Origin of the sequence: Nocardioides carbamazepini (genome assembly GCF_024614185.1) — a bacterium.
Classification (GTDB): Bacteria; Actinomycetota; Actinomycetes; order Propionibacteriales; family Nocardioidaceae; genus Nocardioides; species Nocardioides carbamazepini.
Map to the genome: position 1 here is coordinate 273,386 of NZ_JAHTLF010000013.1, position 21,455 is coordinate 294,840.

Genomic DNA, 21,455 nt, shown 5'->3' on the forward strand with positions numbered 1-21,455 from the left:
GCGGCAGCGCGGCGCGAGGAACGAGCGACGCGCTCCCACCGTCCGACCCGCGCTACCGGTCGTCGCGGGAAGCGAGGCCGACGGAGCGCAGGGAGCGAGGGACGAGCGACCGGAGCGGAGGCGGGGAGCTTTCCGCGAGCCGGCGTCTTGCCGCCACGCGAACGCGACCACCTACCGGACCCGACGGCGAGCGCGGCAGCGCGGCGCGAGGAACGAGCGACGCGCTCGCGCCATCAGACTCAGCGCAGACGCTGCAGGTCGCGCTCGTCGTCCTCGAGGACGGGGGCCGCCTCGACCGCGCGGCCCATCGCGTCACCCAGCCACGGGACGACCGGCATCTTCTCGCCGCGGTGCGGATAGGCGACGTAGAGGGCCACGGCCGCCGAGACGACGAGGCTCAGCAGGACCGCCAGGCCGACGACCAGCACGTTCGACTCCTCCGAGTAGGGATCGCTCTGCCTCCATCCTGCACCCCGGCGCCAAGGCCGCGTGCACCGCGAGGTCGGCAGATCCGGAAGGAGGGGCGGAGATCACACCACCAGGGGCGCGACAGCGGCGCGGACCAGGTCGGGGATCGGCGTCGGGGGCCGGGCGGGGTCGGTGTCGTCGACGTACACGTGGACGAAGCGACCCTCGGCGGACGCGAGCGCGCCCTCGCCCTCAGGGTCGCCCTGGAAGAGCCCGATCCGGTAGACGACCGACGACGTGCCGAGCCGCTCGACCGCGAGACCGAGGTCGATCGGCCGCGGGTAGCCCATCTCGGCGAAGTAGCGGCAGGACACCTCCGCGACCACCCCGATCGCGGAGAGCCGGCGGATGTCGGTGCCCGTCGCCTCGTGCAGGTGGGCGTTGACGGCGGTGTCGATCAGGTCGAAGTAGCGGGCGTTGTTGAGGTGCCCGTAGACGTCGTCATCGGACCAGCGGGTGGTCGCCGTGCGCCAGGCGCGGTACGACGACCGGTCGGGGCGGGTGCGATCGGGGGCGCTCGCCGGGGCGGTCATGCCGACTCGTCCCGCAGGCGCTGACTGATCACCGCCGAGACGCCGTCGCCGCGCATCGTGACGCCGTAGAGCGCGTCGCCGACCTCCATGGTCCGCTTCTGGTGGGTGATGACGAGCAGCTGGGAGTTCTCGCGCAGCTCCTCGTAGATCGCCAGCAGCCGCCCGAGGTTGGTGTCGTCGAGGGCGGCCTCGACCTCGTCGAGGATGTAGAACGGCGAGGGACGGGCCTTGAACAACGCGACCAGGAAGGCCACGGCGACCAGCGACCGCTCGCCGCCGGAGAGCAGGGAGAGCCGCTTGACCTTCTTGCCGGGCGGGCGGGCCTCGACCTCGATGCCGGTCGTGAGCATGTCGGAGGGGTCGGTGAGGACCAGTCGGCCCTCGCCGCCCGGGAAGAGCCGGGCGAAGGTCTGGTCGAAGGCCTTGGTGACGTCGGCGTAGGCCTCGGTGAAGACCTGCTCGACCTTGGCGTCGACGTCCTTGACGATGTCGAGCAGGTCCTTGCGCGTCGCGCGCAGGTCCTCGAGCTGCTCGGAGAGGAACTGGTGACGCTCCTCCATCGCGGTGAACTCCTCCAGCGCGAGCGGGTTGACCCGGCCGAGCATGCCGAGCGCCTTCTCGGCCGAGCGCAGGCGCTTGACCTGCTCCTCGCGGACGTAGGGAACGGTCCGCGGCTCCGCCTCGGCAGCCTCCTCACCCTCGGCGACATCCGCCTCGGCGGCATCCGCCTCGGCAGGAGGCTCGAGGACGGGCACCGGCTGGTCCGGACCGTAGTCCGCGACCAGGCCGTCGGGTTCGAGCCCGAGCTCCTCGAGCGCCTTGGTCTCGATCTGCTCGATCCGCATCCGCTGCTGGGCGCGCGCCATCTCGTCACGGTGCACCGAGGAGACCAGCTCCTGGTGCTCCCGGTCGAGGTCGCGCAGCGTCTGCCGGACGGCCATCAGCTCCTGCTCGCGACCGCGGCGGGAGTCCTCGACGGACTGCCGGCACCGGGTCGCCTCCTCGATCGACGTCTCGAGCCGGGCGAGCACGAAGGTCACGGCGGTGGCGACGGCCTGCCCGGCTCGGCCCTCGGCGATCAGCCGCTGGCGGCGCTCGGCGGCGCGGGCGCGCGCGACCCGCTCGGCCTCGGCGGCCTTGCGCATCTGGTCGACCCGGCCGTGCAGGGCCCGGGCGCGCTCCTCGGAGGTCCGCAGCGCCAGCCGGGACTCCATCTCGGTCTGCCGGGCCGCCCGGGTCGCCTCCACGAGGCGCTCCTGCTCGGTGGTGTCCGGCTCGTCCTCCGTGTCCTCCTCCGCGCTCGCCAGCCGCTGCTCGAGCTCGGCGAGGCCGACCAGGGCCTGCTCGCGGGAGGTCTCGGCCTGGGTGATCGCCTCGGTCATCCGCTCGGCCTCGGCGCGGGCCGCGCGGGCGAGCGAGCCGTGCTGGCCCAGCTCCTCGGCGACCGCCGCGAGCGTGGCGTCGGACTCGTGCAGCCGGGCGAGAGCGACGTCGACCCGCTGCCGGGCCTCGTCGCGCTCACTCTCGAGCCGCGCCAGGTCGAAGCCCAGCCGCTCGGCCGACGCCACCGCGTCGGCCAGGGACTCGGTGGCCTCGTCGACGGCGGCCTGGATCTCGATCAGGCTCTGGGTGGCATGGGAGCCGCCCGAGGCGAAGTGGGCGCCGAGCAGGTCGCCGCCGCGGGTGACCGCCACGACGTCGGCCAGGCCGGCGACGAGCGCACGGGCGGCGGCCAGGTCGTCGACGACCGCGACCTTGCGCAGCAGCCGGTTGAGGGCGGGCCGGACCTGGGCGGGGCACTCGACCACGTCGACGGCGTACGACGTCCCGGGGGGCAGTGCGGGCCAGGCGGTCGTGGTCTCGGCCTCTCCCCCGCCCAGCAGCAGCCCGGCACGGCCGAGGTCGTCGGCCTTGAGATGGTCGATGGCGGCGACGGCGGCGTCGGCGTCGGTGACCGCGACGGCATCGGCCGCGGCGCCGAGGGCGGCGGCCACGGCACCCTCGTAGCCTCCTCGCACGGCGACCAGCGCGGCGACGGAGCCGAGCAGGCCGGAGATGGTGTCGGAGGCCGCGAGCAGCGCGCCCGCGCCGTCCTTGCGGGCCAGGCCCAGCTCGAGGGCCTCCTTGCGGGCGCTGAGGCCGGCCTTGTCGCGGTCTGCCTGCTGGGCCTCCTCGCGGACCTTGGTGAGTCGCTCGTCGAGGGCGTCGAGCGTCGCCACGGCGACCTCGTGCTCGGCGTCGAGTCCCTCTTCGCCGGCGTCGAGCCCGGCGACTTTGGTCTCGAGGGCGGTGAAGTCACGCTGGGCCCTCTCGGCACGGGCGGCCGCGTCGGCACGGGCGGCCGCGAGGCGACCGATCTCCTCCTCGGCGGCGTTGGCCCGCGAGCGCAGCGTGTTGACCTGGCCGTGCAGCCGGGCCAGGCCCTCGCGGCGGTCGGCGGCGGCGCGCAGCAGCCCGGCGACCCGGCGCTCCTCGGCCGCGGCGGCCTCCTCCGCTGCACGGCGGGCGGCGACGGCCTGCTCGAGCGCGGTCTGCTGCTCGGCGACCTGGCCGGCGATCTGCGCCTCCTGGACGGCAAGACGCTCGGCCTCCGCCTCGATCTCGTCGGGATCGCGACCGCCGGCCTGCTCGCCGTCGGCCTCCGCGCCGGCGGCGTTGCGCACCCGCTCGGCGGCCAGGCTCTGGGTGCCGCGGAAGCGCTCGCGCAGGGCGGTCAGCGAGGACAGCGTCTCCTGCGCCGCGGAGAGCGCCGGCAGGTCCTCGCGCAGCGCGGCCTCGAGCGTCGCCTCCTGGTCGCGCGCGGTCGCGATGCCGCCCTCGACCTCGGCGCGCCGGGCGAGCAGCACGCTCTCGTCGGCGAGCTCCTGCTCCAGCGACGTCCGCGCCGTGACCAGGTCGTCGGCCAGCAGCCGCGCCCGGGCATCGCGGACATCGGCCTGGACGGTCGCCGCGCGACGGGCGACCTCGGCTTGGCGGCCCAGCGGCTTGAGCTGGCGGCGGATCTCGCTGAGGAGGTCGCCCAGCCGGTTGAGGTTGCCCTCGGTGGAGTCGAGCTTCCGCAGCGCCTTCTCCTTGCGCTTGCGGTGCTTGAGGACGCCCGCGGCCTCCTCGATGAACCCGCGGCGGTCCTCGGGGGTCGCGTGCAGGATCTGGTCGAGCTGGCCCTGGCCGACGATGACGTGCATCTCGCGCCCGATGCCGGAGTCGCTGAGCAGCTCCTGGACGTCGAGCAGCCGGCACGTGGTGCCGTTGATCGCATACTCCGAGCCACCCGTCCGGAACATGGTCCGGCTGATCGTCACCTCGGAGTAGTCGATCGGCAGGGCGCCGTCGGAGTTGTCGATGGTCAGCACGACCTCGGCCCGGCCCAGCGGCGGACGGCCCGACGTGCCGGCGAAGATGACGTCGTCCATCTTGCCGCCGCGCAGGCTCTTGGCGCTCGCCTCGCCCATCACCCACGCCAGGGCGTCGACGACATTGGACTTGCCGGACCCGTTGGGGCCCACGATGCAGGTGATGCCGGGCTCGAGCTGGAGAGTGGTCGCGGACGCGAAGGACTTGAACCCCTTGAGGGTCAGGCTCTTCAGATACACGCGGTCTCCCTTCGGGGGTCGGGCAGATGGGTCCGACGCGGGGGAAGCTCGGCAGCCTCAGGCTACCCCGCCGGCTCGACGGAACGCGGCACCCCGGGATCGTCGCCGGGATGGTCGCCGGGATCGTCCTGCGCGGCGTCGTCGGCGTGCGCGATGTGGCCGAGCTGTCGCCACACCAGCGCGAGCGTGATCCCGGACCCGACGAACGCGAACCAGAACGGCGCCAGCACGCCGCCGTGCTCCGCGATGACGCCGCCCAGCCCGCTGCCGATCACCGTGCCGCCGTAGATGGCCACGCTGTAGACCGAGCCGACCCGGCCCTGGTACGCCGTCGGCACCGCCCGCTGCCGGACCGCCTGCGAGAGCGTGCCCCACGCGAATGCGTACACACCGAACCCGAACATGATGAGGACGGCGAGCCACGGCACCCGGGCCAGCGCGAACCCGAGGTGCATGAGCACCTCCAGCGCCAGGCAGGCGCGCATCAGCGTCGCCAGGGGCACGTGCCGCTCGAGCCAGCCGTAGAGGAAGGTCCCGACCAGTCCCCCGGCCGCCGACGCCGTGGTCAGCAGGCCGTAGCCGACCGGGCCCATGTGGAGGACGTCGAGCGAGTACAGCACCAGCATCGCCCACGCCGCCGCCCAGGTGATGTTGAACGTGACGATCACCAGCGCGAGGGTGCGCACCGGTGGGTGCGCGACCAGCCAGCGCACGCCGTCCGCGATGTCCCGCAGCACGTGCGTGTCGATCTCGTCGCGGACCGGGCCGGGCGGGAGCGCGATCCGGGAGACGAGGACGACACCCAGCAGCCCGCACGCGATCTGGGCGCCGAAGGGGACCGCCATCCCGACCGCGAAGAGTGCCGCGCCGATCGGAGCCCCGGCGAACTGGTTGAGCGTGATGAACCCAGCCTGCAGCCGGGCGTTGGCGATGCCCAGGTCCGCCTTGCCGACGAGCATCGGCAAGAAGGTGCGGTAGGCGGTGTCGGCGAAGACCTCGGCCGTCCCGAGCAGGAACATGGCCGTGAGCACCACCGCGATGCTCACCGCCCCGGTGAGGATGGTGACGCAGAGCGCGACCAGGACCACCGACCGGAGCAGGTTGGCGACCATGACCATCCGCAGGCGGTCGACGCGGTCGGCGACCGCGCCCGCGAGGAGTCCGAACAGCAGCCAGGGCAGTCCGACCAGCAGCATCGCCATCGACACGAGCGCGGGGGACCGGGTCTGCGACGCGACCAGCAGGGGGCCGGCGGCCAGCGCGATCCCGTCGCCGAGGTTGCTCACCCAGGCCGACACCATCAGCCGACGGAACCCCGGTCCGAGACGGGCCGGGGCGACTGCTTCGACCACCCGGCTCACAAGGTCAGCACGCTAGGTCGTGAGCAGACCCCGCCGCCAGTCGTTTTCGGCGTGGCGAGGACCGGGCGGCGAGCTCGACATGCGACACGCTCGGCCGCCCGAAGGAGTCCTGGTCAGGCCGGCTGCATCTCCGCGTCGCCGGTCAGGATCTCGGCCGCGCGGGCCGACATCAGCTTGTCGTTCTCCTCCGAGAGGCGGAGGACGAGGGACTCCAGCTCAGCGACCCGGTTGCGCAGCCGAGCGTTCTCGACGGCGAGACGGGGGTCGCGGAGGTCGCTGTTCAGGTGACCGATCAGCGCCTTGGCCATGAAGTTGAGCCTTCCGGTTCGACAGGGTGTCGGCCCTTGGGGGCCGTCTCCAAGAGTCCCACTTCGAGGCAGCCGGGTCAAACCTGGGAGCGCCCGCATCCGCCGAGCGGCGGATGCGGGCGGATACGAGATGAGTGCCGGGAAGGCCGTGGTCGCCGCAACGGGGAAGGCCCGGCAGACCCGGGCCTTCCCGGCACGCTCGTGGGGACGCGTCAGCAGCTGTGGCGGACCTCGCCGGTGCAGCTGTCGCGCCCGGCGCCGCCGTAGACGACGTCCACGCCCTTGCCGCCCTTGAGGACGTCGTTGCCGCCGCGACCGCGGATGACGTCGTCACCGGCCCGGCCCTTGATGGTCTCGGCCTTGTCACTGCCGAGCAGGGTGTCGTTGCCGGCACCGCCGCTGTAGGACTGCAGGCCCTTCAGGCGGACGGCGTTGCCACCCTCCCAGCTGGCCAGGCCGGCCGCGACGTCGATCCGGACCGAGGTGGTCAGCGGCGCGAGGCTGAAGGAGTCGACGCCGGAGCCACCCTTGATCAGCGAGGTGGCGACCGTGTTGAGGCCGGGCTCGGCGGGCTCGCCCGTCGCGGGCTTCGGCGCGGCCACGATGAACGCGTCCTGGCCCTTGCCGCCCTTGATCTCGCCCGAGGTGCGGTCGAAGACGACGGTGTCGTCGCCGGCGTTCATCCGCAGCGTGCTGGTGAGATAGGTGGCGTAGACGATGTCGTCACCGGCCCCGGCGTGGATGTCGGCCACGGGGACGCTCACGGTGATGGTGTCGTCGCCGTCGCCGCCGAACACGACGTCGTTGCCGGCGAGCACGCTCACCTTGTCGTCGCCCAGGCCCGCGTCGACCCGGTCGTCGCCCGCGCCGCCGTCGATGGTGTCGTTGCCGTCGCCACCCGTGATGGTGTCGTTGCCGGCGCCACCGAGGACCGTGTCGTTGCCGCCGAGCACGCTCACCGTGTCGTTGCCGGCACCGGCGTCGACCCAGTCGTTGCCGGCGCCGGTGGTGATGACGTCGTCGCCGTCGCCGCCACAGACGGTGTCGTTGCCGCCGAGACCGTTGAAGGTGTCGTTGCCGGCGTCCAGGAAGACCACGTCGTCACCGGCGGTGCCGTTGAGGACGTCATCGCCAGGAGTGCCGACGACGGTCGCGGCCTTGCCGTTGCACAGGGGCGGGTCGGCGGCGTACGCCGTCCCGGGGGCGACGGTCGTGGCCCACAGGGCACCGCCCGTCACGAGGGCGAGGCCAGCAGCCGTACGCCGAAGATTCGCGTGCATGGTTCGTACTCCTTGAATGTCGTCGAACATGACACCCAGCACAGCGGATCGCACCGGCCGGGGATTACATCCCTCGTCGCCGGGGGAAGAGGGCCGGGACACGCGGGCGCGGGTGTAATGGATCGACCACCCGGACCGCTCACCGTGGTGTGTCAGGATCGATGGCGGTGGGCGAGCTGGGCGAGGTCCCTGGTCTCCCCACCGTCCGCACCCTGACCACCGAGCGAGGAGGCGTCCTGAGTTCGCGGGAGCCCCAGCGCACCGTCGACCCACTCGGCGAGCCGCTGACACGGGCCCTCGACGGCGACGAGGACGCGTTCGGCGAGGTCTGGCGCCTGCTTCATCCGCCCCTGCTGCGCTACCTCCGCGTGCGCGACCGCGAGACCGCCGAGGACATCGCCGCGGAGACCTGGCTGCACGTCGTCCGGGACCTGTCCCGGTTCGCCGGCGGCCCCGCGGAGTTCCGGGCCTGGGTGTTCACGCTGGGGCGGCACCGCGCCATCGACGCCGGTCGGGCCCGGGCCGCGCGGCCGAGCACCCCGACGGCCGAGGTCATCGACATCGGTACGGCGCCGAGCGCCGAGGCCGCGGCCCTCGAGCGGGTCGACACCGACGCGGCCGTCCGCCTGGTGGCCACCTTGCCACCGCACCAGGCGGAGATGGTGATGCTGCGGGTGGTGGCCGGCCTCTCGGTGGCCGAGGTGGCGGCGATCGTCGACAAGAAGCCCGGGACGGTGGCGGTCAACGTCCACCGGGCGCTGAAGAAGCTGGCAAGGACGCATCGGGCCCGGAAGGGCGAGGGGGTGAGCACGAGATGAGCAGGGAGCCGGACGGCCTCGACGAGTTCGAGGACGCCCCGCTGGTGCGGGCACTGCGTGCCCCCGGCACCCCCGAGGAGCTGGCCGACGAGGCCCGCTTCGTGGCGGCCTACCGACGCTCGGGGCGCTCCCCCGCCCGCGGTGGCCGGGCGATCGGCCGGATCGGCGTCGGGGGCGCCGCGCTGCTGGCGGCCGTCACCCTCACCGGCGGTGTCGCGGCCGCCGCCTACACCCAGCGCCTGCCGCACTCCGTGCAGGCCATCGCCCACGACGCGTTCGGGGGCGTCGGCGTGCCTCCGGAGCGCGCCCCGGCCCCGCCCATGACGGCGCCCACCCCGCCGGCGGCGCCGGACCCCGGCCCGACGGCGAGCGAGCAGTCCGGCGAGCAGTCCGGCGAGCGGCCCGCCCCGGAGAGCACCAGGTCGCCCCGCGCCGACGACCGGGTCTCCCCCACCGTCGAGTCGTCCGTGGATGCCGCCACGTCCGGCGACGCCACCGAACCGACGCCCACCGACCCGGCCGGGAGCACTCCGGCGTCGCCCGGCACGCCCACGGACACCGGGTCGCCCGATGCCTCGCCGAGCACTCCCTCGACCGGGACGCCCGGACCGCCGACGACCATCCCGACGAACGTCTCGGTGTCCACCTCCGTGCGCCGGGTCGTCACCGGCGGGCAGGCCAGCGTCACCGGCCTCGTCCTCGACGACAGCGGGCCCGTGGCCGGCGAGCAGGTGGAGCTGCTCCAGCGACTCGGCACGGGCCGCTGGTCCCGGGTCGCCGCCGCGGCGACCGGCGCCGACGGCACCGCCACCTTCGCGACCGGCGCCCTCGTCGAGAACGCCTTCTTCCGGATCCGCGTCGACGTCGACACCGACGGTGACGACGAGGCGGACCGTGTGCTGCAGTCCCGCAAGCGCCGGATCGGCGTGCAGCCGGTCCTCACCCTGAGCACCACCGGACCGGTCGTCTCGGTCCACGCGCTCGGCGCCGCGCCCGGAGACGCGTTCACGGTGAGCCGTCGTGCCACCGACGGGCGGCTGGTCCGGATGGGCATCCGCCAGCTCGACGAGCAGGGCAACGCGACCGTCGACCTGTCGTCCTACACCGGGCGGGTCCGGGTCCAGGTCAGGGTGCTGCGCACCTCGACCCACACGGCGGTCAAGCGGTGGGTCACCGTCCGGGTGCCGCGGGAGCCGAAGGCACCGCAGACGCCTACGCCGACCCCGTCCTCGTCGCCCTCACCGAGCGCGGAGCCGACTGGCAGCGCGGGCAGAAGTACGACGACCGGTTCATGAACGCGACCCGCCGGATCGGCGTACCGCACCGGTCGCAGGGCTCGGCCTCGCGGCCGTAGGCGTGCAGCGAGTCTCGCTCACCAACTCACAGGTGTCGCGTCGGATCCATGCGCTGGCGCAGGATCCGAATCACGTCGACGCCGCCGGCGCTCTCGACGTAGAAGAGCAGGTGGCTGCCGATGCTGTACCGGCGGTAGCCCTCGCGGATCTCATCGCAGGTGCGACCGCGACGCGGATCGTCGGCAATGCGCTCGATCGCCGCTCTGATCTCGGTCACATACGTCTCGGCCTGACGGAGGTCCCAGCGCTCCTCCGTGAAGTCCCAGATCGAGGAGAGGTCGCGCTGCGCGGCCGGCGTGAGGCGATACGTCGTCACGACCTCTTCGCGGCGATGAAGGCATCGAAGTCGAAGGCCTCCGGCGCGCCGCTCTCCTCGCCGGCGACAAGAGCGGCGCGGAGCGCCGCCAATTGCGTCTCCTGATCCTCCAGCAGGCGAAGGCCGGCCCGGACGACCTCGCTGGCGGATCGGTAGCGGCCCGAGGAGACTTCTCGGGAGAGGAACTCCGTGAAGTGGTCGTCCAGACTGACCGAGGTGTTCTGAGCCATGCCGCAAACGATACCAACTATTGGTAACTCTGGATCCGCGTTCCTCGAGTGCGGGAGGCTGCGGCGCCGGCACGGCCCGAAGGCACCGCAGACCCCTACGCCGACCCCGTCCTCGTCGCCCTCACCGAGCGCGGAGCCGACTGGCAGCGCGGGCAGAAGTACGACGACCGGTTCATGAACGCGACCCGCCGGATCGGCGTACCGCACCGGTCGCAGGGCTCGGCCTCGCGGCCGTAGGCGTGCAGCGAGCGGTCGAAGTAGCCCGACTCGCCGTTGACGTTGACGTAGAGCGCGTCGAAGGACGTGCCGCCCTGGGCCAGCGCCTCGTTCATGACCGCGCGGGCGTGGCCGAGGAGCTCGACCGCCTGGGCTCGGGTGAGCCGGTTGCCGGGGCGCTCACCATGGAGGCGGGCACGCCACAGCGCCTCGTCGGCGTAGATGTTGCCGACGCCGGAGATCAGCCCCTGGTCGAGCAGCAGCCGCTTCACACCGGAGGTGCGCGTGCGCAGCCGCGCGACGAAGGCGGCGTCGTCGAACTCCGGGTCGAGCGGGTCGCGGGCGATGTGCGCGATCTCGGGCGGCAGACCGGCGCCGCCGACCGAGACGGACAGCCCGCCGAACATGCGCTGGTCGACGAACCTCAGCTCGCGGCCCTGCCCGGTGCGGGGATCGGTGCCGGTCAGCGCGAAGCGCACCCGCAGGTGCCGCTCCACCGGCGCCGACGTCGGCTGGACGAGCATCTGGCCGCTCATGCCGAGGTGCCCGAGGATCGCGTCGCCGTCGTCCAGCGGGAGCCAGAGGTACTTCCCGCGGCGCCGGGCGCCCGCGATCCGGCGGCCGGTCAGCGCGGCGGCGAAGCCGGACGCTCCGGTCGGGTGGCGCCGGACCGGGCGGTCGTGCAGCACCTCGACCGCGGCGATCGTGGCGCCGACGACGTGGCGCTCGAGGCCGGCGCGGACGACCTCGACCTCGGGGAGCTCGGGCATCGAGGCGTTCCTGGGATCAGCTGCCGGAGGTGAGCGGCCGGCCGTTGGCGTCGAGGCCGAGGGCGGCGGCGATCTCGCCGTACGCCGTCTCCGCGGCGCCCTGCTCGGCCTCCTTCTTGGAGCGGCCGGTGCCGTTGCCGTAGAGCTTGTCGCCCACCCGCACCTGGGCGGTGAAGGTCTTCATGTGGTCCGGGCCGTCGTCCTCGATGACGTACTCCGGGACGCCGAGCGACTGGTCGGCGGACAGCTCCTGCAGGGAGGTCTTCCAGTCCAGTCCGGCGCCGAGCGCGGAGGCCGCCTCGATGAGCGGGTCGAAGAGCCGGTGCACGACGGCCGAGGAGACCTCGATGCCGCCACTGAGGTGGATCGCGCCGATGACCGCCTCGACGGTGTCGGACAGGATCGAGGCCTTGTCGCGACCGCCGGTCGCCTCCTCGCCCCGACCGAGCTTGATGTGCCCCCCGAGCCGGATGTCGCGGGCGACGCCGGCCAGGGCACGGGCGTTGACGACCGCCGCGCGCAGCTTGGCGAGCCGGCCCTCGGACAGATCCGGGTGCGCCAGGTAGAGCGTCTCGGTCACGACGACGCCGAGCACCGAGTCGCCGAGGAACTCCAGCCGCTCGTTGGTCGGCAGACCGCCGTTCTCGTAGGCGTAGGAGCGATGCGTCAGCGCGCGTTCGAGCAGCTCGGGGTCCAGCGTGGGATCCCCGAGCGCTCGACGCAGCTCGACGTAGTTGGTGATGCCGCTGGCCTTCTCGACCGCGTGGGTCAGAGGACCTGGCGACGGTCGGCGCGCGCGCCGTACTGGCCGCAGGTGCCGCAGGCGCGGTGCGGGAGGTGCTTGGCACCGCACGCCGGGTTGGCGCAGGTGACCAGCACCGGGGCGACAGCCTTCCACTGCGAGCGACGGTGCCGCGTGTTGCTGCGCGACATCTTCCGCTTCGGAACAGCCACTGTCTTCTCCTTGGTTCGGGTGCGCTCGGGGTCGAGCGCCTCTTCAGTCCGTGGGATCTTGCTTGAGCTCGGTCAGCGCCGTCAGCGCTGTCCAGCGCGGGTCGATCGCAGCCTCGTGCGTGTGGTCCGGCTGGTCCGCCAGTCGCGCGCCGCACTCGGTGCACAACCCCGGACAGTCGTCCTGGCACAAGGGCTGGAACGGCAGTGCGAGCACCACCGCATCCCGCAGCACGGTCTCCAGGTCGACCAGGTCGTCCTGGAGCATGCTGACCTCGTCGTCCTCCTCGGCTCCCTCGGAGTCATGGATGTCGTCGTAGACGAACAGCTCCTGGAACGTCACCTCGACGTCGTCGTGGATCGGCTCCAGGCACCGTACGCACTCACCCTCCAGCGCGGCCGAGGCCGTCCCGGTGATGAGCACGCCTTCCATGACCGCCTCCAGGCGCAGGTCGAGCTCGACCGGCGCGCCCTCGGGGACGGAGAGGACTTCGATGCCCAGATCTGCTGGCGCCGGCACTGTCCGCGACACCTGACGCTGGGACCCCGGGCGGCGGCCGAGCTCGCGGGTGTCGAGCACGAGCGGCGCTCTCGGGTCCAGAGTGTTCAGGGGTTCGCTTCCAGTTCCGGGCACAACAGATCAGGGCAATCGTAGTGGGGCGCCCGGAGGCGACCAAATCAGGCGCTCCGTGAGCCGAGCTTCCGGGCAAGTCGCGCGTGCACCGCGGGCGGCACGAGCTCGACGACGTCGCCACCCAGCGAGGCGACCTCCTTGACCAGGCTGGACGACACGTAGCCCAGGCTCGCGGTGGTCGGGATGAAGACGGTCTCGACTCCGGAGAGGTGCGCGTTCATCTGCGCCATCGGCAGCTCGTACTCGTAGTCGTTGCCGCCGCGCAGGCCCTTGACGATGGCGTGTGCGTCGACCTCCTTGCAGAAGTCGACGATCAGGCCGGTGAAGCCCATCACCGTCACGTTCGGCAGGTCGGCGCAGGCCTCGCGGAGCATCTCCAGGCGCTCCTCGGGGTCGAAGAGCCGCGACTTGGAGATGTTGGTGCCGGTCGCCACGATCAGCTCGTCGAAGAGCGCCGAGGCCCGCCGGAGGATGTCGAGATGGCCGTTCGTGACCGGGTCGAAGGAGCCGGGGCACACCGCGCGGGTCATGGGGCGAGGCTATCGGGGCGCTCCGCCAGCCACAGCACGGTCTCCCCATAGCGCTTCTGCCTCCGCTTCCCGGCCAGCGGCTCCAGGCCCACGGGCCACACCGGCTCGGGGCTGCGGGCGGAGCGCTCGACGACGACCAGCGCGCCGTCGACCAGCCAGCCGTGCTCGACGAGCAGGGCGAGGTCGGTGGCGACCGCCCCGTCGCCGAGCGGATAGGGCGGGTCGGCGAACACGACGTCGTACGGCGCGGGGGCGGGTGACGCGAGCATGGTCGTCACCGAGCGGGCGACCACCTCGGCGACGTCACAGCCGACCGCGCGGGCATTGCCCCGGATCAGCTCGGCGGTCCGGCGGTCGGACTCGACGAGGGTGACCGCCTCGACCCCGCGCGACCAGGCCTCGAGCCCGATAGCGCCGGAGCCGGCGTACAGGTCGAGGAAGCGCAGGCCGTGCAGCGAGCCGGCCCAGGCCTCGATCGCGGAGAACAGCGCCTCACGGACCCGGTCGCTGGTGGGCCGGGTCTGGTCGCCCTTGGGCGTCTGGAGGCGGCGTCCGCCCGCGACGCCGGCGATGATCCGCGTCACATCAGCCTCCGGCCGGCGGTGCGTTCACGACTTGTCCACGAAGTCGGCCTGCTGCGACTGCTCGAGGGTCCGCACGGCGTCCGCGAGGCCGGGCGCCTGGCCGAGCTCGGCGTCCGCGTCGAGAAGTCCCTCGGCGGCCTCGCGGGCGGCGACGATGGTGTCCTCGTCGCGGAGCACGCGCAGGTTCTCGAGGCTGGAGCGCCCGCCGGCCTGCGAGGCGCCGAGGACGTCGCCCTCGCGCCGCATCTCGAGGTCGATCCGGCTCAGCACGAAGCCGTCGGTCGTCGAGGCGACCGCCTCCAGCCGCTCGCGGGACGGCGATTCCGCATCGGTGTGCGTCACCAGCAGGGCCAGGCCGGGCAGGCCGCCTCGACCGACCCGGCCGCGGAGCTGGTGGAGCTGCGAGATGCCGAACCGGTCGGCGTCCAAGATCACCATCGTGGTGGCGTTGTGGACGTCGACGCCGACCTCGATGACCGTCGTCGAGACGAGCACGTCAATGTCGCCCGCGGCGAACGCCCGCATCGTGGCGTCCTTCTCGTCGGCGGGCAGGCGGCCGTGCAGGCGGCCGATCCGCAGCCCGTCGAGCGCGCCGGCGGCGAGCCGCTCGACCACCTCCTCGACGGCCGCGGCGGGTGGCTTGGGGACGGGCTGCTCGGCGCCGACGTCGTCCGGGTCGGGGACGTCGACCGCGTCGACCTGGCCGGCCTCGGCCTCGTCACCGGAGATGCGGGGACACACGACGTAGACCTGGTGGCCCTTGCCGACCTCCTCGCGGACCCGCTCCCAGACCCGGCCGATCCAGGCCGGCTGCTCGGCCAGCGGGACGACATTGGTCTGGATCGGCGCGCGGCCGGCCGGCAGCTCGCTCAGGGTCGAGGTCTCGAGGTCGCCGAAGACCGTCATCGCGACAGTCCGCGGGATCGGGGTCGCCGTCATCACGAGCAGGTGCGGCGGCGCGGACGCCTTGTCGGTGAGCGCGGCACGCTGCTCGACACCGAACCGGTGCTGCTCGTCGACGACGACGAGACCGAGGTCGGCGAACATGACCTGGTCCTGGAGCAGGGCGTGGGTGCCGATGACGATCCCGGCCTCGCCGCTGGCGATCCGGGACAGCGGACCGGTGCGCTGGGTCTTGTTCATCGAGCCGGTGAGCAGCTCGACGCGGGTGCCCTCCCCCGCGCCGAAGATCGTGCCGCCGTCGGCGAGGTCGCCGAGCATCGTGACGATCGAGCGGTAGTGCTGCTGGGCGAGGACCTCGGTCGGCGCGAGCAGCGCCGCCTGGCCGCCGGAGTCGACCACGCGCAGCATCGCGCGCAGCGCGACCAGCGTCTTGCCGGAGCCGACCTCGCCCTGGAGCAGGCGGTTCATCGGGTGCGGCTGCGCGATATCGGCCTCGATCCGATGGCCCACCTCGACCTGCCCGGCGGTCAGCTCGAACGGCAGCCTCTCGTCGAACGCCGTCAGCAGGGCGCCGTCGCCGCCGGTGCGGGCGGTGGCCCCCTCCGCCCGGCGTGCGCGCCGGCGCCGGCCCAGCACCAGCTGGGTGACCAGCGCCTCCTCGAACCGGAACCGGTGGTGCGCGAGCGCGACCTGGTCGCGGTCCTCCGGCCGGTGGACCCAGTCGTAGGCCTGCTGGATGCCGAGGACGTCGTACTCCTCACGCAGGGCGTCGGGCAGCAGCTCGGGCACCGGCTCGACGACCTCGCGGGCGAAGGTGACCGCGCGGGCGACGTCCCAGGTCTCGACGCCCTTGGTGAGCGGGTAGATCGGGTAGAGCGGGCCGAAGTCGAGGACGTCCTGGACGGCGCTGCCCTCGCCCTCGGTCTCGTCCCCCATCCCGAAGATCGTCATGGCCGGGTTCACCAGCTGCCACTGGTCGCGGAACCGGTCGGCCTTGCCGAGGAAGATGCCGCGGTTGCCCTGGGCGACCCGGCTCGCGTGCCAGCCGGCGGTGCCCTGGTTCTTGGCGAAGAAGGTCATCTTCAGCCGCGGGCCACCGGTGCGCAGCACCGCCTCGACCCGGTACGCCGGGCGGCCGGTGCGGCGGTCCCGGTAGCTCTTGATCTCACACTGGTCGATCTCGCCGACGACGCACAGCAGCTGACCGATCCGCAGGTTGTCGACGCGGGTCAGGGAGCCGGTCTCGAGATAGCGTCGCGGGAAGTGCCGCATCAGGTCGCCGACGGTCTCGATGCCGAGCCCCTCGGCGAACCGCTTGCGCTTGGCGGGCGTGGTCGCCCCGAGGACCGCGGTCACGGGCGATGCGAAGTCGATGGCCACCTGAACCTCACTCGACGGACATGAGGAGCGGGTACCGCTCCTGCCCACCGTCGTACACCACGACATCGACATGGGGGTGGAACTCCTCCACCCAGGCCGTCGCCCGGTCGGCCAGCCCCGCGCTGTCGGCACCGCTCACGATCGTGACCAGCTCCCCGCCCGCGGCCAGCAGGCGGTCGAGGACGACGAGCGCGACCGCTCCGAGGTCGTCGCCGACGACCGCGAAGTCGCCCGCGATGACGCCGAGCGCGTCGCCGGGCTCGCAGGGGCCGGCCATCGTCATCGCCTGCCGGGCCGCGATCGTGACCGCGCCGTGCCGGACGTGGCGGGCGGTCGCGGTCATCTCGGTCACGTCCTGGTCGAACGCCCGGCCCGGCTCGTGGACCGCGACGGCCGCCAGCCCCTGCACCTGGGTGTGGGTCGGGATCACCGCGACCCGCAGCCCCTCGGCACCGTGATCGGCCTCGGCGGTGCTCGCCGCCGCCAGCGCGGCCCGGATGGTCGGCTCGTCGTTGGGCAGGACCACGACCTCACGGGCACCGCAGGCCGTGATCGCCTCCAGCAGCTCGCCGGTCGAGGGGCGGCGCCCCGGTCCGCCGCGGACCACCTCCGCGCCGGCCTCCTCGAACAGGTCGGCCAGGCCCGGGCCGGCCGCGACGGCGACGACCCGGCGACCGGCGAGGGTCGGCGGCGCCGGAGCCTCGAGCGCCGTCTTCTGGGCGATCTGCTCGGCGAAGTGGGTCACCCGGATCCGGTGCGGGCGGCCGACGGCGAGACCCGCCTCGATCGCGGCACCGACGTCGTCGGTGTGGACGTGCACGTTCCACAGGCGGTCGCGGCCCACCACCACGACCGAGTCGCCGAGGGTGCCGAGCTGCTCGCGGAGCCCTGGCGCGGCCGCGTCGTCGGTGTCGAGGAGGTACATCACCTCGTAGGCCGGGCCGTCCGCGCTCAGCTCGTCGGCGCCCTGCCCGACGTGCGGCACCGGGATCAGGTGACTGCCCAGCGGCGCCGTGACCGGGATCGGCCGGCGACCGGTCAGCACCGTCTCGGCGGCGTCGAGGATGACCGACAGGCCCCGTCCGCCCGCGTCGACCACCCCGGCCTGGGCGAGGACCGCGAGCTGCTCCGGCGTGCGCCCCAGCGCCTCCCGTGCGGCGGCGGCCGCCGCGGTGAGGACGTCGCTGCTGCGCGCGTCGGCGGGACCGGCCGCCGTCGTACCGGCCGCGGCGGCGGCGCGCATCACGGTCAGCATGGTGCCCTCGACCGGCTCCCCCACGGCGGCGTAGCTCGCGGCGGAGGCCTGCTGCAGTGCCTCCGCCATCACGACCGCGTTGCGCTCGTCGGCGCGCGCGGCGCCGATCCGGCGGGCGGCCGCGCCGAGCATCTCGCTGAGGATGACGCCCGAGTTGCCGCGGGCGCCGAGCAGCGCGCCCCGGGCCATCGCCGCGAGTGGTGCGTCGACCTCGCTCGCCCGGTCGGGGCTGTCGGCGTGCTCGCCGAGGGCCGCGCGGATCGCGTCGCGGGCGGCGACGACGGTGAGGTACATGTTCGTGCCGGTGTCGCCGTCGGGCACCGGGTAGACGTTGAGGGCGTCGACCTCCTCGCGCGCGCCCGCCAGGGCGTCGACCGCGATGTCGACGAACCGGACGACCGACGCCAGCGCGATGCCGCTGCGCCCCTCCGCGGGCGCCGTCCCCTCGTCCATCGAGGTCACCCTAAGGCACGTGCCGCGGGCTTCGCCGATTTCGGCCAGCGCGGCCAGGTCGGCTATTCTCATCCGGTTGCCCGAAGCGTCTTCTGCGCGCCCGGCACACATGACTTAGTGACGAGCAATCCTCCAGGAGTGACAACCATGGCCGCCGTGTGCGACATCTGCGACAAGAAGCCGACGTTCGGCAACAACCGGCCGTGGTCGCGCAAGATCACCAAGCGCCGCTTCGACCCCAACATCCAGCGCGTGCGCGCGGTCGTCAACGGCACCCCCAAGCGCCTCAACGTCTGCACCGGCTGCATCAAGGCCGGCAAGGTCACCCGCTGACCTGATCTCTCACCGACCCGTCGCGTTCGAACGCGACGGGTCGGTGTGTTTTTGGCGCGACCCGGCGCAGATTGAACTCGGCAGTGCGCCGACCCGGCGCAGATGAAGTCGACATCGGGGTCTGCCTGTGCCGGGTCGGAGCGTTCTGGAGCTTCATCTGGGCCGGGTCGGAGCGTTCTGGAGCTTCATCTGGGCCGGGTCGGTCAAAAATGAGTCCAGCCGGTGGGGCCGTCGTACGCCGCCCCGTCGACCGTCACCGGCAGCTCGGCCCGGGCGCCGACCGAGCCGACCCTGGTCCAGCCCTCGGGCAGCGCGACATCAGGCGGGAAGGTGGCGAGCAGGGGGTGGTCCTCGCCGCCGCCGAGGATGAACTGGAGCGGGTCGGCACCGGTCGCCTGGCCGACCGCCAGAAGCGGCTCGGGGATCTCGAAGGCGCTGGTCTCCACGTCGATGCTGACCCCGGAGCTGTCGGCGAGGTGCCGGGCCTCGGCCAGCAGGCCGTCGGACACGTCGATCATCGAGGTGGCTCCGGCCTCGGCGGCGACCGGCCCCGCGTCGTACGGCGGCGCGGGCCGGCGATAGGCGTCGACGAGCACGCGGGGCGACCGGAAGCCGCGGCCGAGCACGGCGAGCCCACCGGCGGACCAGCCCTGGCGCCCGCAGAGGGCGAGGACATCGCCGGCCGCGGCGCCGGAGCGCGCGACCGGGGACACGGTGCAGGCGCCGAGCACGGTCACGGCGATGACGATCTCGTCGGCCCGCGTGACGTCGCCGCCCACCAGGCCGGCGCCGACGACCGCGCACTCCTCGGCGAACCCGCGGGTGAAGTCGAGCGCCCAGGCGGCCGGGAGGTCGGCGGGGGCTGCGAGCCCGACGGTGAGCCACTGGGCTCGGCCGCCCATGGCGTTGATGTCGGAGAGGTTCTGCGCGGCGGCACGGTGGCCGACGTCGACGGCGTCGACCCAGTCGCGGCGGAAGTGCCGGCCCTCGACCATCAGGTCGGTCGACACGACCACGTGTCCCTTGCGGACCCGGAGCACCGCGGCGTCGTCGCCCGGCCCGAGCAGCACGTCCTCCCCCGGCGCCGTCGCGGCGACGATCTCACCGATCCGGCCGATCAGCCCGAACTCGCCGAGATCCGCCAGCGTCGTGTCCCGGTCGGTCGCGTCAGCCATGGCTCCATCCCATCAGACGCGCCCGGTGCCGACGGCCACGGCTCGCGGGTTCTGCTCCCGAGGGAGCGCGAGGTAGGTTGAGGCGTTCGACCCAACCGTCCGACGGGAGCGTGACCGCATGGTGGTGCAGGCCTACATCCTCATCCAGACCGATGTCGGCAAGGCGGCCGAGGTCGCCCGCGAGGTCGGAGCGATCGCGGGCGTCACCCTGGCCGAGGACGTCACCGGGCCCTACGACGTGATCGTGCGCGCCGAGGCCCGCAACGTCGACGAGCTGGGCAAGCTCGTGGTCTCCAAGGTGCAGAACCTCGAGGGCATCACCCGCACCCTCACCTGCCCCGTCGTCCACATCTGACGGTGCCACGCTCTCCCCGCGGGCGGCTCGCGCCGCTCGCGGCTCTGCTCGCGCTGCCCCTGGCCCTGGCGGCCTGCGGCGGCGCGGTCGACGTCGACGTACCCCGGCTGTCGGCCGCCGACCGTGCGGCCTGTGCGGCCCTCGCCGCCGACCTGCCCGACACGCTCGCCGACGAGGAGCGGGTCGAGATCGAGCCGGAGGACGCCCCCGCCGCGGCGTACGGCGACCCCGCGATCGTGGTCCGCTGCGGTGTCCCGAAGCCGGAGGGCTTCGACCTGACCGCGTCGTGCGAGTCCGCCGACGGGGTCGGCTACTACATCCCCGACGAGCAGTACGACGACCAGGGACTCGACCTCACGCTGACCGCGGCCGGCTACAGCCCGCGGGTCGAGGTGTCGATCCCGTCCCGCTACCGGCCGAACGCCGGCCCCGCGGCCATGACGGTGCTCGCGCCGCTGGTCAAGGAGCACCTCACGCTCGTCGACGACTGCGACTGAGGCACCGCCCAACGCAGCTCAGCGCAGCCCGGTGTCCCGCCGGAGAGCCAGCGTCAGCAGCCGGTCGACCAGCGCGCGGTAGTCGAGCCCGGTCGCGGCCCACATCTGCGGGAACATCGAGAGCGGCGTGAAGCCGGGCATCGTGTTGAGCTCGTTGACGACCAGTGAGCCGTCGGGCATGAGGAAGAAGTCGACGCGGGCCAGGCCCTCGCAACCGACCGCGGTGAACGCGGCCGCGGCCATCGCGCGCATCCGCTCCTCGACGCCGTCGGGGAGGAGCGCCGGGACGTCGAGCTCGGTGTGCTCCTCGGGCAGGTACTTGGCCTCGAAGTCGTAGAACTCGTGCTCGCCGGTGATCCGGATCTCTGCCGGCCGGCTGGTGTCGACGCCGCCGTCGAGCGCCTCGAGGACCCCGCACTCGATCTCGCGGGCCCCTTCGGCAGAGACCTCGACGAGGACCTTCGGGTCGTGCGCCAGCGCGCCTTCGAGTGCCCCGTCGATCTCGTCAGGCGTGTGGGCCTTGGCGATGCCGATGCTGGAGCCGCCGCGGGCGGGCTTCACGAAGAGTGGGTAGCCGAGCTCGGCGACGAGCTCGCGGACGGCCTGGGGGTCGGCCTTCCACTCGCGGGCGGTGACGGTCACGCTCGGCATGACCGGCAGGCCGGCGTCCTTGAGGACGACCTTCATGAACGCCTTGTCCATGCTGACCGCCGAGGCGAGGACGCCGGAGCCGACGTACCGGACGTCGGACATCTCGAAGAGTCCCTGGATGGTGCCGTCCTCGCCCCAGGGGCCGTGCAGGAGCGGGAAGACGACATCGACCTCCCCCAGCGCGTGGGGAGCCTGGGACGGCTCGCTGACGACGAGGTCGGTGCCCCCGGTGGTCCGGGCCAGGCTGACGGCCGCGCGGTCACCGTCCACGGCGGGCAGCCGGCCGGCGCCGGTGATCCGGTGGCGCTGCGGGTCGTCGGCCTCCAGCACCCATCGGCCGTCGGTGGCGATGCCGATGGGGATGACGTCGTACTTCTCGCGGTCGATGGCCTGCAGCACGCTTCCTGCGGTCACGCACGAGATGGCGTGCTCACTGGAGCGGCCGCCGAAGACGACAGCGACACGGACACGGCGGCCGGTGGGAGAGCTCATCGGCGATGACCCTA

22 protein-coding genes and 1 pseudogene are annotated in these 21,455 nt (G+C 73.1%); 4 read left to right on the top strand and 19 right to left on the bottom strand.

What is annotated here, in order from left to right; all coding sequences use genetic code 11:
* Positions 1-239: 239 nt before the first annotated feature.
* From KVF89_RS08230 to KVF89_RS08255, 6 genes are all read right to left on the bottom strand, one after another.
* A complete protein-coding gene (locus tag KVF89_RS08230) occupies positions 240-428 on the bottom strand; it encodes a hypothetical protein (RefSeq protein WP_257424797.1) in 189 nt (62 codons plus the stop codon).
* A gap of 102 nt (positions 429-530) precedes the next feature.
* Positions 531-1,001, bottom strand: coding sequence for an acyl-CoA thioesterase (locus KVF89_RS08235; protein ID WP_257424798.1), 471 nt, complete (start codon positions 999-1,001; stop codon positions 531-533).
* On the bottom strand, positions 998-4,594 hold the full coding sequence (gene smc / locus KVF89_RS08240; protein WP_257424799.1) for a chromosome segregation protein SMC: 3,597 nt from the start codon (positions 4,592-4,594) through the stop codon (positions 998-1,000). The genes KVF89_RS08235 and smc overlap by 4 nt, the downstream gene beginning before the upstream one ends.
* 62 nt (positions 4,595-4,656) lie before the next feature.
* Positions 4,657-5,955, bottom strand: coding sequence for an MFS transporter (locus KVF89_RS08245; protein ID WP_257424800.1), 1,299 nt, complete (start codon positions 5,953-5,955; stop codon positions 4,657-4,659).
* A 113-nt stretch (positions 5,956-6,068) separates the two neighbouring features.
* Entirely contained in the window at positions 6,069-6,263 is a 195-nt protein-coding gene (locus KVF89_RS08250; protein WP_141006760.1) for a hypothetical protein, read from the bottom strand.
* 212 nt (positions 6,264-6,475) lie between these two features.
* Positions 6,476-7,543, bottom strand: a complete 1,068-nt coding sequence (locus KVF89_RS08255) for a calcium-binding protein (RefSeq protein WP_257424802.1) — start codon at positions 7,541-7,543, stop codon at positions 6,476-6,478.
* Between the two features lie 167 nt (positions 7,544-7,710).
* Here KVF89_RS08255 and KVF89_RS08260 point away from each other — a divergent pair, with 167 nt between their 5' ends.
* Positions 7,711-8,361: an RNA polymerase sigma factor gene (locus KVF89_RS08260; protein WP_257424804.1), complete on the top strand. Its 651-nt coding sequence runs from the start codon at positions 7,711-7,713 to the stop codon at positions 8,359-8,361.
* A 1,212-nt stretch (positions 8,362-9,573) separates the two neighbouring features.
* Here KVF89_RS08260 and KVF89_RS08265 read toward each other — a convergent pair.
* The 11 genes and pseudogenes from KVF89_RS08265 to KVF89_RS08315 form a co-directional block, all read right to left on the bottom strand.
* Positions 9,574-9,726, bottom strand: a pseudogene (locus tag KVF89_RS08265) (zinc finger domain-containing protein); the annotation flags it as partial.
* A gap of 15 nt (positions 9,727-9,741) precedes the next feature.
* Complete coding sequence (locus KVF89_RS08270; RefSeq protein ID WP_257424805.1) at positions 9,742-10,032, bottom strand: type II toxin-antitoxin system RelE/ParE family toxin; 291 nt, start codon at positions 10,030-10,032, stop codon at positions 9,742-9,744.
* The gene (locus tag KVF89_RS08275) at positions 10,029-10,262 is read right to left on the bottom strand and encodes a type II toxin-antitoxin system ParD family antitoxin (RefSeq protein ID WP_257424806.1); all 234 of its coding nucleotides are present in this window, start codon (positions 10,260-10,262) and stop codon (positions 10,029-10,031) included. Before KVF89_RS08275 ends, KVF89_RS08270 begins: the two co-directional genes overlap by 4 nt.
* 95 nt (positions 10,263-10,357) lie before the next feature.
* A complete protein-coding gene (mutM, locus tag KVF89_RS08280) occupies positions 10,358-11,248 on the bottom strand; it encodes a bifunctional DNA-formamidopyrimidine glycosylase/DNA-(apurinic or apyrimidinic site) lyase (protein ID WP_257424808.1) in 891 nt (296 codons plus the stop codon).
* 16 nt (positions 11,249-11,264) lie between these two features.
* Positions 11,265-12,101, bottom strand: coding sequence for a ribonuclease III (rnc, locus tag KVF89_RS08285; protein WP_443689996.1), 837 nt, complete (start codon positions 12,099-12,101; stop codon positions 11,265-11,267).
* Positions 12,017-12,202: a 50S ribosomal protein L32 gene (gene rpmF, locus KVF89_RS08290; RefSeq protein WP_141006753.1), complete on the bottom strand. Its 186-nt coding sequence runs from the start codon at positions 12,200-12,202 to the stop codon at positions 12,017-12,019. Before rpmF ends, rnc begins: the two co-directional genes overlap by 85 nt.
* A 43-nt stretch (positions 12,203-12,245) precedes the next feature.
* Complete coding sequence (locus tag KVF89_RS08295; RefSeq protein WP_257425263.1) at positions 12,246-12,809, bottom strand: YceD family protein; 564 nt, start codon at positions 12,807-12,809, stop codon at positions 12,246-12,248.
* Positions 12,810-12,877: 68 nt separating this feature from the next.
* Positions 12,878-13,363, bottom strand: coding sequence for a pantetheine-phosphate adenylyltransferase (gene coaD / locus KVF89_RS08300; RefSeq protein WP_257424809.1), 486 nt, complete (start codon positions 13,361-13,363; stop codon positions 12,878-12,880).
* Positions 13,360-13,947 (bottom strand): 16S rRNA (guanine(966)-N(2))-methyltransferase RsmD, encoded by a 588-nt coding sequence (rsmD, locus tag KVF89_RS08305; RefSeq protein WP_257424810.1) that lies wholly within the window; start codon positions 13,945-13,947, stop codon positions 13,360-13,362. Before rsmD ends, coaD begins: the two co-directional genes overlap by 4 nt.
* A gap of 24 nt (positions 13,948-13,971) precedes the next feature.
* Positions 13,972-16,230: an ATP-dependent DNA helicase RecG gene (locus KVF89_RS08310; protein WP_257424812.1), complete on the bottom strand. Its 2,259-nt coding sequence runs from the start codon at positions 16,228-16,230 to the stop codon at positions 13,972-13,974.
* Positions 16,231-16,237: 7 nt separating this feature from the next.
* Positions 16,238-17,938 carry a DAK2 domain-containing protein gene (locus tag KVF89_RS08315; protein ID WP_257424813.1) on the bottom strand — a complete coding sequence of 567 codons (1,701 nt, stop codon included), beginning with the start codon at positions 17,936-17,938 and terminating at the stop codon, positions 16,238-16,240.
* A 147-nt stretch (positions 17,939-18,085) separates the two neighbouring features.
* On the opposite strand from KVF89_RS08315, the gene rpmB reads away from it, so the two are divergent.
* Positions 18,086-18,271, top strand: a complete 186-nt coding sequence (gene rpmB, locus KVF89_RS08320; protein ID WP_038680308.1) for a 50S ribosomal protein L28 — start codon at positions 18,086-18,088, stop codon at positions 18,269-18,271.
* A 203-nt stretch (positions 18,272-18,474) separates the two neighbouring features.
* Here rpmB and KVF89_RS08325 read toward each other — a convergent pair whose 3' ends face one another.
* A complete protein-coding gene (locus tag KVF89_RS08325; RefSeq protein WP_257424814.1) occupies positions 18,475-19,446 on the bottom strand; it encodes a thiamine-phosphate kinase in 972 nt (323 codons plus the stop codon).
* 118 nt (positions 19,447-19,564) lie between these two features.
* On the opposite strand from KVF89_RS08325, the gene KVF89_RS08330 reads away from it, so the two are divergent.
* Together KVF89_RS08330 and KVF89_RS08335 are read left to right on the top strand one after the other, a co-directional pair.
* Positions 19,565-19,801, top strand: a complete 237-nt coding sequence (locus KVF89_RS08330) for an Lrp/AsnC family transcriptional regulator (protein ID WP_139622256.1) — start codon at positions 19,565-19,567, stop codon at positions 19,799-19,801.
* 2 nt (positions 19,802-19,803) lie between these two features.
* Complete coding sequence (locus KVF89_RS08335; protein WP_257424819.1) at positions 19,804-20,298, top strand: DUF3515 family protein; 495 nt, start codon at positions 19,804-19,806, stop codon at positions 20,296-20,298.
* 18 nt (positions 20,299-20,316) lie between these two features.
* Here KVF89_RS08335 and KVF89_RS08340 read toward each other — a convergent pair whose 3' ends face one another.
* Complete coding sequence (locus KVF89_RS08340) at positions 20,317-21,441, bottom strand: D-alanine--D-alanine ligase family protein (protein ID WP_257424821.1); 1,125 nt, start codon at positions 21,439-21,441, stop codon at positions 20,317-20,319.
* Between the last annotated feature and the right edge of the window lie 14 nt (positions 21,442-21,455).